The organism is Sphingomonas sp. PR090111-T3T-6A, assembly GCF_000383095.1.
Lineage (GTDB): Bacteria > Pseudomonadota > Alphaproteobacteria > Sphingomonadales > Sphingomonadaceae > Solisphingomonas.
The window spans coordinates 638567-655259 of the sequence record NZ_AORL01000010.1; the positions used below are offsets into that span (position 1 = coordinate 638567).

Here is a 16693-nt window from a genome sequence, read left to right on the forward strand (position 1 = left end):
ACGGGTTCCTTGCCTTCTTAGCCTATCAGAGCGCTTCAGCGCCCGAGATGATCTCGACGAGTTCGGTGGTGATCGCGGCCTGACGGCTGCGGTTATACTGGATGGTCAGCCGGTTGATCATGTCGCCGGCGTTGCGCGTCGCATTGTCCATCGCGGTCATGCGGCTGCCCTGCTCCGACGCGGCATTCTCCTGGAACGCGCGGAAGAGCTGGACCGCAATGTTGCGCGGCAGCAGCGCGGCGAGGATCTCCTCCTCGTCGGGCTCATATTCGAACGCGGCGACCGGACCGTTCGGCTTCTCTTCCTCGGCGGCCGCGATCGGCACCGGGATGAGCTGAAGCTCGGTCGGGATCTGCACCAGCGCCGACTGGAACTTGGCGAAGAAGAGGTGCGCGACATCGAACTCGCCCGCCTCGTACCGCGCCATGATGTCTTCGGCCACTTCGTGCGCGTCGTCGAACGACACGGTCTTGATGTGGGTCTGGTCGACCTGATGGACGATCTTGCCCGGGAACAGGCGGTTGATGACCGCGCGGCCCTTCTTGCCGATCAGGTAGAACTTCAGCGTCTTGCCTTCGGCCTCCAGCTCGCGCGCCTTGCGGACGGCCGCACGCACGATGTTGGAGTTGAACGCACCCGCCAGACCACGCTCGGAGGTCGCGACCACCATGAAGTGGACCTGATCCTTGCCCGTGCCGGCCAGCAGCTTCGGGCTTTCCGGGCCGACGGTGACACCCGACGCGAGGCGGGCCATCACCTTGGTGAGCTCCTCGGCATAGGGGCGACCGGCCTCGGCCGCGTCCTGCGCGCGGCGCAGCTTGGCGGCGGCGACCATCTTCATCGCCTTGGTGATCTTCTGCGTCGACTTCACCGAGCCGATGCGGATCTTGAGAGCCTTGAGGTTGGCCATCTACTTCCCCGTTGGCCCCCGCCGAAGCGGGGGCTCGAACCTATCAGCCGAACGTCTTGGCGAACGCGTCGAGCGCTGCCTTGAGCTTGCCCTTGACCTCGTCGCCGAGATCCTTGGTCTCGCGGATGGTCTTGAGCACGTCGGGGTGGTTCGCCTTGAGGTCGGCCAGCAGGGCCTGCTCGAAGCGGGTCACGTCGCTGACGGGCAGCTTGTCGAGATAGCCCTGGGTGCCGGCGAAGATCGACGCCACCTGGTCCTCGAACGGCATCGGCGAGAACTGCGCCTGCTTCAGCAGCTCGGTGAGGCGAGCGCCGCGGTTGAGCAGCTTCTGCGTCGAGGCGTCGAGGTCCGAACCGAACTGCGCGAACGCCGCCATTTCGCGGTACTGCGCCAGCTCGAGCTTGATCGAGCCCGCGACCTTCTTCATCGCCTTGGTCTGCGCGGCCGAGCCGACGCGCGACACCGACAGGCCGACGTTAATCGCCGGACGGATGCCCTGATAGAACAGGTCCGTCTCGAGGAAGATCTGGCCGTCGGTGATCGAGATCACGTTGGTCGGGATGTAGGCCGACACGTCGCCCGCCTGCGTCTCGATGACCGGGAGAGCCGTCAGCGAGCCGGCGCCGTGGGCGTCGGACATCTTGGCGGCGCGCTCCAGAAGGCGCGAGTGGAGGTAGAACACGTCGCCCGGATAGGCTTCGCGGCCCGGCGGACGGCGCAGCAGGAGCGACATCTGACGATAGGCGACGGCCTGCTTCGAGAGATCGTCATACACGATCACGGCGTGCATGCCGTTGTCGCGGAAATACTCGCCCATCGCGCAGCCGGTGTAGGGCGCGAGGAACTGGAGCGGCGCCGGATCCGACGCGGTCGCGGCGACCACGATCGAATATTCCATCGCGCCATTCTCTTCGAGCTGGCGGACGATCTGGGCGACGGTCGAACGCTTCTGACCGACGGCGACGTAGATGCAGTAGAGCTTCTGCTTCTCGTCGGTGCCGGCGTTGGCGGTCTTCTGGTTGATGAAGGTGTCGATCGCGACGGCGGTCTTGCCGGTCTGACGATCGCCGATGATGAGCTCGCGCTGGCCACGGCCGACGGGCACCAGCGCGTCGAGCGCCTTGAGGCCGGTCTGCACCGGCTCATGCACCGACTTGCGCGGGATGATGCCCGGAGCCTTCACTTCGACGCGCGAACGGGTCTCGTACTGGATCGGGCCCTTGCCATCGATCGGGTTGCCGAGGCCGTCGACCACGCGGCCGAGCAGGCCCTTGCCGACCGGCACGTCCACGATGGTGCCGGTGCGCTTGACGGTGTCGCCTTCCTTGATCTCGGCGTCCGAGCCGAAGATCACGACGCCGACGTTATCGGCTTCGAGGTTGAGCGCCATGCCCTGCGTGCCGTTGGCGAACTCGACCATCTCGCCCGCCTGGACGTTGTCGAGGCCGAAGATGCGCGCGATGCCGTCGCCGACGGACAGCACCTGGCCGACCTCGGACACCTCGGCCTCGGTGCCGAAGTTGGCGATCTGGTCGCGGATGACCTTCGAGATTTCTGCGGCGCGGATATCCATGTTCAGCCTTTCATCGCGTTCGCGAGAGTGTTCAATTTGGTGCGGATCGAGCCGTCGATCTGCTGCGAGCCCATCTTCACGATCAGACCGCCGAGGATGGCCGGGTCGACCTTCGCCTCGATCGCGACATCGCGGCCGAAGCGGGTGCGCAGCTTGTCCTTCAGCGCGCCGACCTGCTCGGCGTCGAGCGGATGGGCGGAGGTGACTTCGGCGGTCGTCTCGCCGCGATGGGCGGCCACCAGCGCCTTGAAGGCGCGGATCATGGCCGACAGCTCGGCGAGGCGGCGATTGTGCGCCAGCACGCCGAGGAAATGGGTGGTGATCTTGCCGAGCTTCATCGCCTCGGCCACCGCCGCGATCGCCTTGCCGGCGGCCACGCGGTCGATGAGGGGGCTCTGGGTCAGGGCACGGAAGTCGGCGCTTTCGGCCAGAGCGGCCTTCACCTGGTCAAGATCCGCCGAGACGGCGTCGATCGCCTTCTCGTCGCGCGCCAGCTCGAACAGGGCCATTCCATAACGGCCGCTGAGGCTGGCTTGAATACCGCCGGAAATGTCCACGCGCGCTCAATCCCCCGGAAGCTGCAAAGCCCATGTAAAAAAAGGGGGCGCCCAAAGGCGTCCCCGCATGGGTCGCCCGGCCGGTTAGCAGGGGAGGGGGGATGATGCAAGGGTAGCGCGGCCAGCCGCCGGCTTCCGAGCGGAAAGCGGGTTTGAGAGCAAGCGGCGGGACGCGGGGCAGCGTGAAACTGCGGAATAAGGAGTCATGACATCGGAGGAACGACGATCATGACCTATCGCATAGAGGGCCTCGACCCCGCCCGCTTCGCCGACGTGGAGGCGCTGCTGGCCGCCGGGGCGATTCGCATGACGGCGGACAAGCCGGGCGCCTTTCCGTGCCGCGTGACGCTGGAAGATGCCGAGCCGGGCGAGAGCGTGCTGCTTCTCAACCATGTCTCCGCCGACGTGGCGACGCCGTTTCGCGCCTCGCACGCCATCTTCGTGCGCGAGGGCGCCACGCGGGCGCCAGCCCATCGCGATGCCCCGCCGCCGCTTCTCGACACGCGGCGGCTCAGCCTGCGCGGCTTCGATGCGGCGGGGATGATGCGCGCGGCGATGGTGGCCGAGCCGGGCGGGGCGGATGCCGGCATTCGGGGGCTGCTGGATGACGAGGAGATCCTCTATGTTGATGTCCATACTGCCGCCTGGGGATGCTTCCTCGCGCGGGCGGAGCGGAGCGATGATGCCTGAACGGGACGAGGAACGCTGGGCGGCCGTGCTGCGCCGCGATCGGGCGATGGACGGGCGCTTCGTCACGGGCGTGCTCTCGACCGGAATCTATTGCCGGCCCTCTTGTGCGGCGCGGCATCCGAGGCGCGAGAATGTGCGTTTCTTCGCCGATGGTGCGGCGGCACGGGAGGCGGGCCTGCGCCCCTGCCTGCGCTGCAAGCCCGACGAAGTCGCCCGCGATGCCGAGGGCGTGGCGCGCGCGGTCGCGCTGATCGAGCGCGCCGAGGCGCCGCCGACACTCGACGAGATGGCGGCCGAGGCGGGGTATGCACCGCACCACTTCCATCGTCTGTTCCGCAAGCGGACCGGGGTGACACCCGCCGCTTATGCCCGCGGCGTCCGTGCGCGGCGGATGGAGCAGGCGCTCCGACAGGAGGACAGGGTGACCGACGCGATCTACGAGGCGGGCTATTCGGGGCCGGGGCGTTTCTACGAGGAGGCGGAGGGGCGGCTCGGCATGGCGCCGTCCGCCTGGCGGGAGGGTGGCCGGGGCGCCACGATTCGCTGGGCCACCGCGCAGACCAGCTTCGGCCGGATGCTCGTCGCGGCGACCGAGCGGGGCATCTGCCGGCTGACCTTCGGCGATCCGCGCGAAGTGCTGGCGCGCGACTTCCCCCATGCGACGCTCGAGCCCGGCGGCGAGGCGATGGCCGTGCTGGTGGCGAGCGCGGTCGCCGTGGTGGAGGAGCCGGGCCGTGCCCACGACCTCCCCCTCGACGTGCGCGGCACGGCCTTCCAGGAGGCGGTGTGGCGCGAGCTTTCCCGCGTTCCCGCCGGCGAGAGCGTCAGCTACGCCGCGCTGGCGGCGCGGGCCGGCAAGCCGGGCGCGGCGCGTGCGGCGGGGACGGCGTGTGGCGCCAACCCGGTCGCGGTGCTGATCCCCTGCCACCGGGCGCGGCGCGGCAACGGCAGCCCCGGCGGCTATGCCTGGGGGCTGGCGATGAAGGCCGAGCTGCTGGAACGCGAAGCGGGCGAGGGGCGGCAGACTCAGCTTTTCGGCTGATCCTTGCCGTTCTTGTCCCCGGCGTCGCTTTCGGCAGGCTTGTCGTTCGCCATCGCCGCCTTGGCTTCCCCGATCTTGCCGCTGTCGATCAGGTCGATCACGGTCCGCGCGGCCCCCGCGCCCGGAAGGTTGTGCGCCGAATAGGCGATGGGGGCGAGGAGCTTGCGCGCGGTCGCGACATCGCCGTCGGCCAGCATCCGGCCGGCGAGCAGGAAATGGAGGCGCGGGTCTTCCGGCGCGAGCGATACCGCCTTTCGCAGCCCCTGCACGGCGAGATCGGGCGCGCGGACCTTCTGCGCCAGATAGCTCTCGTAATAGAGCATCAGCGGCAGCGCGGCTTCGGGATCGGCATGGTTGGCCCTGGCATACCAGCCACGCGCCTCCGACCAGGCCTTCGCATCGGTGACGTTGCCTTTCAACGCCCGGCGGATCGTCACGCGGCCCTTGTAGAGCATCGCCGTCCGCTCGTTCGGATCGGCGGCGAGTGCGCGATCGGCCGCGGCATCGGCGGCGTCGTCATTGCCGGCGTCATATTCGGCCTCCGCCAGCTCGACCTGCACGCGCGGATCGTTCGGATAGGGCGCGGCGCGCTTCTCCGCATCCGGCAGAAGCGCCGTGGCCTCCTGGGGGCTGATGCCGTTGGTCGAGCGCATATGGACCGGCATCATCGCCGCCGCGCCCGGAGAGAGCGGCTTCACGTCGATCACCGGCTCCTTAACCGGCGGGGGCATCCGTATCTCGACGAAGTGATTGTTGGAGAGATAGTCGTTCAGCGCCTTGTCCAGCTTGCGCAGATCGCCGAACGCGATGGTCGCGGCGTCGATGCTGGACTTCCCCTTGCCCAACTCGGCCAAATAGGCCTCAAGCTGGCCGCGCCGATCCTTGTTTGTCATCAGATAGTGCACGAGCAGCCAGCCCCGGCCGTAGATGCCGTCCACGGTGGCGCTGTCGCGGAGATCGCGCGGCGGCGGGTCCAGCAGCTCGCGGATCGGGATGGGGTTGTGCGAGAACAGCCCATAGGCCCGATAGTTCGCCGGACGCCCCATCAGCATCGAGCCGTCCGGGTAGAAGCGCACGTTGGCGTTGAACTCGGCAAAGCCTTCCGTGAACCACATCGGATAGGCGGCCGGGAAGTTCGAGAACATGAAGTGGTGGCTATATTCGTGCAGCAGCACCTCCTGCGCATCGAGGTCGTAGCTGTCCTGATTACTCACGGTGGTGAGGGTGGAGGTGAAGATCACCGAGCCGCCCGCGCGGGGTTTGTAGAAGCCCCGCGTCTCGCTGGAACAGCTGGAGCCGCACATCCGCACGATGGTGGCGGTGTCGGCCGCGAACAGGCGGATGCGGTTGGAGCGACGGCTGGGATCGTCCTGCACGCCGTAGAGCGCGCGCAACTGCGCGTCGAAGAGTTCCAGCTTGCGCGCGAAATCCCGGATGCGGACTTCGCTGCTGTTCGCATCGATAATGAAATGATCGGTGCTGGCTTCATACCATGCGGCATGAGCCGGCGTGCCGAGCGCGGCCGCCGCGCCCAGCAGCATCCCCATGAACGACTTGCGCATTGTCGACCCCCACGACGCTTTCGCATCGCGCATCTTTCATCCTCGCGCCCGGAAGCGCCAGACCGACGATCGGGGAATATAGCCCCGGAGCGGGGGTTATATCAGTGCCGTCGGGAAGATTTCCGCGCCGGCCGCTTCTTCACGGGCGCCGCTTCGGGCCGCGCCGTTTCGTACATCGCCTTGGCGATATCCTTGGTGAGCGCGCGCTTGTCGCCGTCGCGCTCGTAGAGATCGAAATGCGTCTTGTTCGGGATGAAGGTGAATTGCGCATGGGCGCCGGCCTTCTTCATCACCGCCTCCAGCCGGTGGGCCGCGCCGTCGAGATAGAAGGTGTCTGCCGTTCCCACGAACAGATGCACCTTGCCGTCGAGATCGGGCTTCAGCTCGGGCCAGCGCGTCTCGATCCTGTGGGCGATGTCGTAATGATCGCGCCAGTAGGAGACGACCGCCGGGTTCACCGCGCCGGTGGTGCGGTCATACATCTCCATCGGCGTGCCGTCGGGGCCGCGCGGGCTGAACACCCACTCGAACGAGCGGAACTGCCCGCCGTCATGGCCCAGCACCGCCTCCAGCCGCGCGAAATCGGGGATGGTGGCGATCAGCTTGTCGTGATCGCGGATCAGCGGGCGCGGCTTGCCGGCGGCGTCGCGGTAGAAATTGGTGTTGGCGGCGTAGAGGTCGGCGCCGGTGAAGTCGTGGAAGTCGCTCGGATCGGGTGAGGTGGACCATGTGCCGCCGAACATCTTGGGATAGCGCACCTGCAACCACAGCGTCGCCCAACCGCCCGAGCTGTGTCCGGTGAGGAAGCGACCCTGTGGCTTCGCGTCCATCCGGTACTGCTTCTCCAGCGCGGGGATCAGCTCGGCGGTGAGCGCATGGCCCCACGGCCCGTTGTTGACGCTGTCCGCGAACTCGGTGGTGCCCGTGCCGAGCGAGCTGTGATCGAGGAACACCCAGATCATCGGCGGGATGTCCTTCGCCGCCTCCATCCCCCAGATGCGGCCGGCCATGGCGATGTCGCGCCGGTGGGTCGATCCGAAGCCGCCGGTCTCGTAGACGGTGGGGTAGGTCTGTCGCGCATCGGAGCTGTAGCCGGGCGGGGTCAGCACCCACGCCCTGATCGTGATCGGGCGGCCCCAGAAGGCGCTGAGTGCGGGGCTCTCGAACAGTTCCTCGTGGAGGTGCGGCTTGGCGTCGGTGACGGCCTGTTGCACATCCTTGGGAGCGTCTGAGAAATCCCACATTGCCTGATCGGGGATCGTTCGGTCGAGGGGGAGCGTGGCGGGGGTCTGCTCGGGCCAGTGGATCGTCACCACCTTCGAGACGAGATCGCCGGGGCCGCGCCCGCCATAATTATAATCCCCGTTGCGATCGAGTACCGCCTGCACGCGATAGTCGCCGGCGGGGAGCGCCGCGAAACCGGCGGGGAACGCGACCTCCTGCGTGTTGATCTGCACGGTGCGCGCCGCGCCGAAGGTCGTGACGTCGCGGGCGGCGACCGAGACGGCCTGCGGATCGAAGGTGGAGGTATCGACATCCGCCTGATCGGGCTCGCCCGCCTTCACCGGCTTGGCGAAGACCAGCAGGCGGCCCGAGGCGTCGCCCGTCCAGCTCTCCGGGAGCGTCACGATCATGCGCGTCTCGGCGATCGGAAGTTCCGCCGAGAGTGGCGCGGTGGAGAGCAGCAGTGCGGCGGCGAGCGGCATCCGCCAGCGGCGACGTTGACGAAGTTGACACGAGTGAATGTGTTTCGTCGCCATCGTCGCTTTCCCCCACGGATCGGGGCGGATGCTGGCAGGGGAAATCCTGCAAGGCCAGTGGAATTTCACCGTATGGGTTTGTCGCCGAAGGGGTATGCCGCCCCGGCGAGGTAGGCGGAATGCGCCTTGGGTGGCTCACATGAAGCTGTAGGGGTCGACATCCACCGCGACGCGCACGCCGCGCGGCCACTCCAGCGCGCCGAGCCATCCCCGGATCACGTCCTGCACGTCCAGCGCGCGGCGGGCATGGACGAGCAGGCGCTGGCGATGCCGCCCCCGGAGCATGGCGAGCGGCGCGGGGGCGGGGCCGAACACCATCATCCCCTCCACCTCTGGCGCCGAGCGGCCGATCAGGCGGGCGGTGGCGACGGCCTCGTCCTGCTTCTCGGACGAGACGATGATCGCGGCGTAGCGGCCGAAGGGCGGGGCGTTCGCCTCGCGCCGGCTGTCCGTCTCGGCCTCGTAGAAGCTGTCGGCGTCACCCGTCACCAGCGCCTGGATGACGGGCGCCTGCGGCTCGCGGGTCTGGAGGAAGACGCGGCCCGGCTTGGCGCCCCGGCCTGCGCGCCCCGCCACCTGCGCGATCTGCTGGAAGCTCCGCTCGGCGGCGCGGAGGTCTCCACCCGAAAGGCCGAGGTCCGCGTCCACCACGCCGACCAGCGTGAGGTTGGGGAAATGATAGCCCTTGGTGATGAGCTGGGTGCCGATCACCACGTCGATCTCGCCCGCCTCCATGCGGTTGACGAACTCGGCGGCCTTGGCGGGGGACCAGATGGTGTCGGACGTTACCACGGCGGTGCGTGCGTCAGGGAGGATGGCCGCCACCTCATCGGCGATGCGCTCGACGCCGGGGCCGCAGGCGACGAGGCTGTCCTCCTCATGGCATTCCGGGCAGGCGGCGGGCGGCGGCATCACATGCCCGCAATGGTGGCAGGCGAGCCGCGCCATCAGCCGGTGCTCGACCATCCATGCCGTGCAGTTCGGGCAGCGGAAGCGGTGTCCGCAGGTCCGGCACAAGGTTAGCGGGGCATAGCCGCGCCGGTTGAGGAAGAGGAGCGACTGCTCGCCCTTCTCCATCGTCTCCTGCAACGCCGCGACCAGCGTGGGCGCGATCCAGCGCTGCTTGGGCGGCACATCCTGCGTGAGATTGATGATGGAGATGGCGGGCATCTGCGCCGGGCCGTAGCGGCCGGGGAGCTTCAGCCCGCGATACTTTCCCGCCGCGACCATCTGCCGCGTCTCGATCGCCGGGGTGGCGGAAGCGAGCAGGACGGGAATCTGCTCGAAATGCCCGCGCATCACGGCGACGTCGCGGGCGTGGTACATCACGCCTTCTTCCTGCTTGAAGCTCGTCTCATGCGCCTCGTCGACGACGATCAGGCCGAGGTTCCGATAGGGCAGGAACAGCGAGGAGCGCGCGCCGATCACCACCTTCGCCTCGCCGGTCGCGATCGCACGCCATGCGCGGCGGCGCTGGGATTGGCGCAGGTCCGAATGCCACGCCACGGGGAGATGGCCGAAGCGCTTCTCGAAACGCTTGAGGAAGGGTTCGGTCAGCGCGATCTCGGGCAGCAGGATCAGCGATTGCCGCCCCTGCCGGATCGCCGCCGCGACGGCCTCGAAATAGACTTCGGTCTTGCCGGAGCCGGTCACGCCGTCGAGCAGCATCGGATCGAAGCGATGCGCCTCCACCGCCTCGACGATGCTGTCCGCCACTGTGCACTGATCGGCGGAAAGCTCGGGCGGGGCGAAGCTCGGGTCGGGATCGAGGAAGGGGGCGTCCATCGCCACCTCCACCGCCTCGATCGCGCCCGTCTTCACGAGGCCGCGGATCACCGCGTCGGTCACGTCCGCGATGGCGGCCAGCTCGCGGATCAGCCCCTGACGCTCGCCGATCCGCTCCAGCGCCTGCGCGCGCTGGGGGGTGAGGCGGTCCGGCACCACACCGGTCGCGCGATATTCGACGACGGTGCGCCCGCCTTCCAGCGCGCTCGCCGACGCCAGCGCCATGCGCAGCACCGCCGCGGGCGGCGCGAGATAATAGCTCGCGGTCCACTCGATCAGCCGCCGGAGCGGCGCGGCGATCGGCGGCAGGTCGTAGACGGCGACGAGGTTGCGCAGGCGGTTGTCGCCGACCTCCGCATCGGAGGGCATCCGATCCGCCTCCCATACCACGCCGGCGAGCTGGCGCGGCCCGAGCGGGGCCAGCACGATCGAGCCGGGCTCCACCGCCATGCCGTGCGGCACGCGATAGTCGAGCGGGCCGAGGGCCGAATTGAGGAGCAGGACGCGGGCACGGGACATCGCTCCCTCCCATCTAGGATCGAAGGCGGCCGCGCAACAGGGGAGGGCTTCCGTCGCCCGCGCGGAGGTGCTTCATTGCCGCGCGACAGGGAGAGGCGAATGTTCGAGACGGAGCGGTTGACGATCAGGCGGATCGGGCTGGAGGATGCGCCTTTCATGCTCGCGATCCTGAACGATCCGGGGTTCCTCGCGAATATCGGCGATCGCGGCGTCCGCACCGTAGAGGAGGCGGAGGAGTATATCCGCGTCCGGGTGCTTGCCTCCTACGAGGCGCATGGCTTCGGCATGTTCCGCGTCGCGCTGAAGGAGAACGACGAGCCGGTCGGCACGGTCGGCTTCGTGCGGCGCGAGGGGCTGGACGGGCCGGACCTCGGCTTCGCCTTCCTCGCCGCGCATACCGGCAAGGGCTATGGCCGCGAGGCGTCGGTAGCGCTGATGGCGTGGGCGCGGCGCGAGCTGCACATCGGGCGGCTGCTGGCGATCACGGCGCCCCACAACGCGGCGTCGGCGGCGCTGCTCCTGCGGCTCGGCTTCCGCGAGGAGGGGCGGGTGACGCTGCCCCAGCACGGCGGGGAAAGCCGCCTGTTCGTGGAAGGCTGACCGGATGTTGCCGGCGCTCCTGCTGATGGCGGCGGCGCCCAGCCTCCCGCAGGCGATCCGGCAGAGCATCGATCCCTGCAAGGCAGCCCGGCAGGCGAATGACATCGTGGTGTGCGGCCGCAACAGGGAGCAGGAGCAGCGGCGCTATCGCCTGCCCCGCGATCCGGATCGCGGGTTCGATCCGCTGGGCGCCGTCGACAGCGTTTCGCGCGAACGGCATCGATTGCTGGATGCGGACGGCGCGGGGCCGGATCTCACGCGCGGGTCGTGCAGCAGCGTGGGCGCGAGCGGGGCGACCGGCTGTTCCATCAAGCAATGGCGCGAGATGCGCGAACAGAAGGGATGGTAGCGCGCTCGCTCCGCCCGAACGCGGCCCGGCTCATCGCCATTTCCTTTTAATGCCCCTGCGGTAAGCTCCGTTCCATGGGCATGGTTATCGACTTCCAGGATCGGGCGGTGGCGACCCTTCGCGCGCGCGTCGCGGAGGTGGAGGAGGCCAATCAGGACCTGATCGCCTTCGCGCGCGGCCATTCGGGCGCGGTGGCGGCGATCCATGCGGCCGTGCTCGCCGCGATCGAGGCGGACAGCCTGGAGCATCTCGTCCACATCGTCACGCAGGACTGGCCGGACATCCTCGGCGTCGATGCCGTCGCGCTGGCGCTGCATGTCGGCGAGACGGGGCTGCGCGCCGATTCCAACGGGCTCAACTATGTCGACCGGCGCGTGATCGGGCGGATCATGCGGGGGCTGGAGGGCGTGGTGCTGCGCGGCGTCGAGCAGGGGCATCCGCTGTTCGGCCCGGCCGCGCCGCTGATCCGCGCAGAGGCGCTGGTGCGGCTCGATCATCCGGCGCCGCACGCCTGCGGGCTGATCGCGCTCGGCCAGCGGGCGGAGCAGCGTTTCGAGACGCGCCACGGGTCCGAGCTGCTCGCCTTCCTCGGCGCGACGCTGGCGCGTATGGTGGGGCGGTGGCTCCTCCCCTGACCCTTGCCGACCACCCGGCCCGCCTGATCGCCGCTTCCTTCGGAGAGCATCTCGCCCGCACCCGGCTGCGCTCGGCGCATACGGTGCGCGCCTATGTCGCGACGGCGCACCGGTTGGTCGCCTTCCTTGGCGAGCATCGCGGCGAGGCTGTGGATGCGGGGATGCTCGCCGCGCTCGATGCGGCAGACCTGCGCGCCTATCTCGCGCGGCGGCGCGATGCCGGCGGGCTCACCAACGCATCTGCCGCGCGCGAGCTATCGGCGGTGCGGGCGTTTCTCGATTTCGCCAATGGCGGCCCGTCGGCCACGCCCCGCATCCGCGCGCCGCGCGTGAAGAAGGGCGTGCCGCGCCCGGTCGCGCCCGCCGAGGCCACCGACCTCGCGCACGACGCCGCCGACGCGCAGGACAAGCCCTGGCTCGCCAGGCGCGACCTCGCGGTGCTGCTGCTGCTCTATGGCGCCGGCCTGCGCGTGGGCGAGGCGATGGCGCTCGACGCGCGACTGCTCCCGCTTGGCGAGACGATCATGGTGACGGGCAAGGGCTCCAAGCAGCGCGTCGTTCCGCTGCTCCCCGTCGTGCGGCAGGCGATCGCGGATTATGCGGCGGAGTGCCCCTATCCCTTGAGCGCCGGCACACCGCTGTTCCGCGGCGCGCGGGGGGGCGGGCTCGATGCGGGGATTATCCGCCGGGCGGTGCGCGCCGCGCGGGTGCGCCTCGGCCTGCCGGAGCGGACGACGCCCCACGCGCTTCGCCACAGCTTCGCGACGCATCTGCTGGCGAGAGGCGCGGATCTGCGCCAGTTGCAGGAGCTGCTCGGCCATGCGAGCCTCTCCTCCACGCAGATCTACACGGCCGTCGACGCGGCCCATCTGATGGACGTTTACCGGGCCGCCCACCCCCGAGCGTAAAAATTTGCTGAAGCTGATTTAAGTTTGTCGGGAAGCTGCCGTTACCGGGCGTGAAGCACCCACGGGACTGGAGCCAAGACTATGGACGGCATCGAAAAGGCGGGAGGGGTCGATCCGATCAGGCTTCGCCCTGTTTCGTCGACGACGCCGGCAACCCCGGTGGCGCCCGCCACGCCGCAAAAGCCGGTGACGACCAGCGACGTGGCGAACCTCATCTCGCTCCTCGCCGGCTCCGCGCCGCCGATCGACACCAAGAAGGTCGAGGTCATCCGCTCGCTGATCGCGTCGGGCGCCTATCCCATCGACGAGCACGCTATCGCGGCTAAGATGCTGGCCCTCGACTTTCCCGGGCGCGGCGAAGACGCCGACGCCTGAGGGGCGCAGAAAACCGAAGCCGTCAGGCCCGCGCCGCCGCGCGCGCTTCAATCGCCTCCCATATCAGGGTGGGGGTGTCGGTGCCGTTGAACTTGTCGATGGCGACGATGCCCGTGGGGGAGGTGACGTTGATCTCGGTCAGATAGCCGGCGATCACGTCGATCCCGACGAAGACCAGACCCCGCTTGGCGAGTTCTGGGCCTAGGGCGCCGCAGATCTCCAGTTCGCGCGGCGTCAGCTCGGTCTGCGCGCCCGATCCGCCGACCGCGAGGTTGGAGCGGATTTCGCCCGCCTTGGGCAGGCGATTGACCGCACCTGCCGGCTTGCCGTCGACCAGCACGATGCGCTTGTCGCCCTTCGACACGTCGGGGAGGAAGGCCTGCACCATGAACGGCTCGCGCCAGACCTGCCCGAACAGCTCGGTCAGCGCGGCGAGGTTGGCGTCCTTGCGCCCGACATGGAACACCGCCGAACCGGCATTGCCGTAGAGCGGCTTCACCACCACCTCGCCATGCTCGGCATGGAAGGCGCGCGCGTCCTCCAGCCGGCGGGTGATCATCGTCGGCGGCATGAACTCGGCATAATCCAGCACGAACAGCTTTTCCGGCGCGTTGCGGACGGCGGCCGGGTCGTTCACCACCAGCGTCTCGTGCTGGACGCGCTCTAGTAGGTGCGTCGCGGTGATGTAGGCGAGGTCGAAGGGCGGGTCCTGCCGCATCAGCACGACGTCGGTGTCGGCGCCGAGATCGAAGGTTTCGGGCTCACCGAACTGGAAATGGGCGCCCGCCACGCGCTGCACCGTCACCGGCCGCACCGGCGCATAGACGCGCCCGTCGCGATAGCTGAGGTCGCCCGCCGCGTAATGATAGAGTTTGTGCCCGCGTGCCTGCGCCGAGAGCATCAGCGCGAAGGTCGAGTCCCCCGCGATGTTGATCGTCTCCATCGGGTCCATCTGGACGGCGACGCGAAGGCCCATGTCATTACGCTCCTGAGTAAGTGCCGCCAGCAGATAGGGGGCGGAGGCGCGTTCGTCACCCCTGCCAGACATGCTCCAGATGAACGGGCAGGCGACCCGGCGCGATCAGCACGGCGTCGATGCGGATATCGTCACCGGGTTCGGCATAGCGCGGGATGAGGATCTCGGCCGCCGCCGCGACACGGACCAGCCTCTGCCGGTCGAGCGCGAGGGCGAGCGCCGCCGCGTCGCGCCGGGCTTTCACCTCGACAAAGGCGACGAGGCCCGGCCGGCGCGCCACGAGGTCCACCTCGCCACGCGGCGTACGGACGCGCTCGGCGAGGATGGTCCAGCCCTTCTGGCGGAGGAAGGCGGCGGCGATCGCCTCGGCCTGCCGGCCTTGGGCTTCCGCCGCCTGACGCTTCACGCCTGCCCCTTGAGTTCCAGCGCGCGCTCGTAGAGTTGGTGGCGCGCGATGCCGGTGGCGTCGGCCACTTCGCGCGCGGCCTTGGCGATGGGCAGGCGGGAGAGGGCGTCGGTGAGCATCGCATCGATGTCCCCGGCCTCGGGCGGAGGCGCCTCGCCGGGCGGGCCGACGACGATCACGATCTCGCCCTTCGGCGCATGTTCGGCATAGCGGGCCGCCAGCTCGTCGAGCGTGCCCGTCACGCATTCCTCGAACGCCTTGCTGATCTCGCGCGCCACTGCCGCGTCCCGCTGGCCCAGCACCGCCGCCATGGAGGCGAGCGTCGCGCCGAGGCGGGGGCCGCTCTCGTAGAAGACGAGGCTGGCGCGCAGCCTCGCGAGTTCTGCCAGCGCATCGGCGCGCGCCTTCTCCTTGGGCGGCAGGAAGCCCGCGAACAGGAAGCGGTCGGTCGGCAGCCCGGCAAGCGTCAGTGCGGCGATGGCGGCGCTTGGGCCGGGCAGCGTGACGATGCGATGCCCCGCCGCCCGCGCGTCCCGCACCAGCTTGAAGCCGGGGTCCGAGATCATCGGCGTGCCGGCGTCCGACACCAGCGCGATCGCCTCGCCGCCGAGTCGGGCGACGAGGCCCGGGCGCACCCGGTCGGCATTATGGTCATGATAGGGGGTCATCGGCGTTTCCGTGCCGATATGACGGAGCAATTTGGCGGTCACGCGCGTATCTTCCGCGGCGATCAGGCTCGCACGGCTCAACACGTCCGCTGCACGGGGCGTCAGGTCGCCAAGATTGCCGATCGGGGTCGCGACGATGTAGAGCCCCGGAGGGAGAGGATCGGTCATAGGGGATCTCATGGCAGAGGGCTTACGCGCATCGCAACCGGGGATCGCCTCGAAGACGGTGCGCTTTGGTGGATTGATGGCGGCGATGCTGCTGGCGGGCTGCGCCGGCGTGGTGCCGCACAAGCCCAATACGGGGGCGGGCAAGCCTGTGCCGCAGAAGCCCGTGCCGCAGCAGGGCCGCCTGCCGGAAGAGGCGCGCGACCGCGTCGCCGTGCTGGTGCCGCTCTCCGGCCCGAACGCGGCGGTGGGCCAGTCCATCGCCAATGCCGCCAACATGGCGCTGATCGATTCTGGCGGCGCGGGCGTGCGCCTCACCATGTACGACACCGGCACGGGCGCGGCGCAGGCCGCCCGCACCGCGCTGGCGGAGGGCAACAAGCTGATTCTCGGGCCGCTGCTGTCCGAGGATGTGCGGCAGGTCGCGCCGGTGGCCGAGGCGGCGCATGTGCCGGTGCTGTCCTTCTCCAACGATGTCGATGTGGCGGGGCATGGCGTCTATCTGCTCGGCTTCACGCCGACCCAGTCGATCGAGCGCGTGGTGGAATATGCCAAGTCGCGCGGGCTCTCGCGCTTCGCGGCGCTGGTGCCGAACGGGCTTTACGGCCGCCGCGCCTCCACCGCGATGCTGAAGGCGGCGCAGGAGGCGCATGGCACCGTCGTCTCGATGCAGGGCTATGACCGCAGCGCCGCCTCGCTGGGGGCCGCGATCCGCAAGCTCGGCGATCCCAAGGGCTATGACGCGCTGCTGATCGCGGACAGCGGCCGCATCGCGCTGGTGGCGGCGCCGCTGGTGCGCAAGTCGGGCAGCGGCGCGCGCCTGCTCGGCACCGAGCTGTGGAACACCGAACCGCAGCTCGCCGCCGCCAAGGCGCTGGGCGGGAGCTGGTTCGCCTCCGTGTCGGACGGGCTCTACACGCAGTTCGCGGCGAAATACCGCGCCCGCTTCGGCAAGAGCCCGTTCCGCCTGTCGAGCCTCGGCTACGACTCGGTGCTGCTGGCGGTCCGCATCTCGGCGGACTGGAAGCCGGGCACGCCCTTCCCGGAGGGGCGTCTGGTCGACAAGGGCGGCTTCTCGGGCGTGGACGGCGCCTTCCGCTTCGATCGCGACGGCATCGCCGATCGCGTGCTGGAGGTGAAACAGATCGGCACGGGCGGCGTCACCGTGGTATCTCCGGCGGCGAGGGGCTTCGACGACTGATCCCGGGCGGGG

The 16693-nt window shown here is 69.2% G+C and carries 17 protein-coding genes; 8 read left to right on the forward strand and 9 right to left on the reverse strand.

Going from position 1 to position 16693, the window contains the following annotated elements; all coding sequences use genetic code 11:
- Positions 1-25: 25 nt before the first annotated feature.
- Genes ST3T6A_RS0105930 through ST3T6A_RS0105940 form a run of 3 tightly spaced genes read right to left on the reverse strand, consistent with a single transcriptional unit; the run spans position 26 to position 3040 of the window.
- On the reverse strand, positions 26-910 hold the full coding sequence (locus tag ST3T6A_RS0105930) for a F0F1 ATP synthase subunit gamma (RefSeq protein ID WP_019831985.1): 885 nt from the start codon (positions 908-910) through the stop codon (positions 26-28).
- A 43-nt stretch (positions 911-953) separates the two neighbouring features.
- Entirely contained in the window at positions 954-2483 is a 1530-nt protein-coding gene (gene atpA / locus ST3T6A_RS0105935) for a F0F1 ATP synthase subunit alpha (RefSeq protein WP_019831986.1), read from the reverse strand.
- Between the two features lie 2 nt (positions 2484-2485).
- The gene (locus ST3T6A_RS0105940; protein WP_026359467.1) at positions 2486-3040 is read right to left on the reverse strand and encodes a F0F1 ATP synthase subunit delta; all 555 of its coding nucleotides are present in this window, start codon (positions 3038-3040) and stop codon (positions 2486-2488) included.
- Positions 3041-3268: 228 nt separating this feature from the next.
- On the opposite strand from ST3T6A_RS0105940, the gene ST3T6A_RS0105945 reads away from it, so the two are divergent.
- A complete protein-coding gene (locus tag ST3T6A_RS0105945; protein WP_019831988.1) occupies positions 3269-3730 on the forward strand; it encodes a DUF1203 domain-containing protein in 462 nt (153 codons plus the stop codon).
- A complete protein-coding gene (gene ada / locus ST3T6A_RS0105950) occupies positions 3720-4772 on the forward strand; it encodes a bifunctional DNA-binding transcriptional regulator/O6-methylguanine-DNA methyltransferase Ada (RefSeq protein WP_019831989.1) in 1053 nt (350 codons plus the stop codon). Before ST3T6A_RS0105945 ends, ada begins: the two co-directional genes overlap by 11 nt.
- Here ada and ST3T6A_RS0105955 read toward each other — a convergent pair.
- The 3 genes from ST3T6A_RS0105955 to ST3T6A_RS0105965 form a co-directional block, all read right to left on the reverse strand.
- Positions 4757-6334 carry a hypothetical protein gene (locus ST3T6A_RS0105955; RefSeq protein ID WP_019831990.1) on the reverse strand — a complete coding sequence of 526 codons (1578 nt, stop codon included), beginning with the start codon at positions 6332-6334 and terminating at the stop codon, positions 4757-4759. The two genes, ada and ST3T6A_RS0105955, sit on opposite strands and share 16 nt — an antisense overlap.
- 101 nt (positions 6335-6435) lie before the next feature.
- Complete coding sequence (locus ST3T6A_RS0105960) at positions 6436-8094, reverse strand: alpha/beta hydrolase (RefSeq protein ID WP_235785731.1); 1659 nt, start codon at positions 8092-8094, stop codon at positions 6436-6438.
- A gap of 135 nt (positions 8095-8229) precedes the next feature.
- A complete protein-coding gene (locus ST3T6A_RS0105965) occupies positions 8230-10398 on the reverse strand; it encodes a primosomal protein N' (protein ID WP_019831992.1) in 2169 nt (722 codons plus the stop codon).
- 99 nt (positions 10399-10497) lie between these two features.
- On the opposite strand from ST3T6A_RS0105965, the gene ST3T6A_RS19420 reads away from it, so the two are divergent.
- The 5 genes from ST3T6A_RS19420 to flgM all read left to right on the forward strand — a co-directional run bounded on the left by ST3T6A_RS19420 (position 10498) and on the right by flgM (position 13265).
- On the forward strand, positions 10498-10998 hold the full coding sequence (locus tag ST3T6A_RS19420; protein ID WP_019831993.1) for a GNAT family N-acetyltransferase: 501 nt from the start codon (positions 10498-10500) through the stop codon (positions 10996-10998).
- Between the two features lie 4 nt (positions 10999-11002).
- Positions 11003-11347 carry a hypothetical protein gene (locus ST3T6A_RS0105975; RefSeq protein WP_019831994.1) on the forward strand — a complete coding sequence of 115 codons (345 nt, stop codon included), beginning with the start codon at positions 11003-11005 and terminating at the stop codon, positions 11345-11347.
- An 80-nt stretch (positions 11348-11427) separates the two neighbouring features.
- Positions 11428-11982 (forward strand): DUF484 family protein, encoded by a 555-nt coding sequence (locus tag ST3T6A_RS0105980; protein WP_235785732.1) that lies wholly within the window; start codon positions 11428-11430, stop codon positions 11980-11982.
- Complete coding sequence (locus ST3T6A_RS0105985) at positions 11967-12890, forward strand: tyrosine-type recombinase/integrase (RefSeq protein ID WP_019831996.1); 924 nt, start codon at positions 11967-11969, stop codon at positions 12888-12890. The genes ST3T6A_RS0105980 and ST3T6A_RS0105985 overlap by 16 nt, the downstream gene beginning before the upstream one ends.
- Before the next feature lie 81 nt (positions 12891-12971).
- The gene (gene flgM, locus ST3T6A_RS19425; RefSeq protein ID WP_019831997.1) at positions 12972-13265 is read left to right on the forward strand and encodes a flagellar biosynthesis anti-sigma factor FlgM; all 294 of its coding nucleotides are present in this window, start codon (positions 12972-12974) and stop codon (positions 13263-13265) included.
- A 22-nt stretch (positions 13266-13287) separates the two neighbouring features.
- Here flgM and gshB read toward each other — a convergent pair whose 3' ends face one another.
- From gshB to rsmI, 3 genes are read right to left on the reverse strand one after another with little or no spacing between them, the layout of a single operon-like run.
- On the reverse strand, positions 13288-14241 hold the full coding sequence (gene gshB, locus ST3T6A_RS0105995) for a glutathione synthase (protein ID WP_019831998.1): 954 nt from the start codon (positions 14239-14241) through the stop codon (positions 13288-13290).
- Positions 14242-14296: 55 nt separating this feature from the next.
- The gene (locus tag ST3T6A_RS0106000) at positions 14297-14647 is read right to left on the reverse strand and encodes a YraN family protein (protein ID WP_019831999.1); all 351 of its coding nucleotides are present in this window, start codon (positions 14645-14647) and stop codon (positions 14297-14299) included.
- Entirely contained in the window at positions 14644-15483 is an 840-nt protein-coding gene (gene rsmI / locus ST3T6A_RS0106005; protein ID WP_019832000.1) for a 16S rRNA (cytidine(1402)-2'-O)-methyltransferase, read from the reverse strand. Before rsmI ends, ST3T6A_RS0106000 begins: the two co-directional genes overlap by 4 nt.
- Positions 15484-15493: 10 nt before the next feature.
- Between rsmI and ST3T6A_RS0106010 the strand changes: the two genes are divergently transcribed.
- Complete coding sequence (locus ST3T6A_RS0106010) at positions 15494-16681, forward strand: penicillin-binding protein activator (RefSeq protein ID WP_051103385.1); 1188 nt, start codon at positions 15494-15496, stop codon at positions 16679-16681.
- Positions 16682-16693 lie beyond the last annotated feature (12 nt).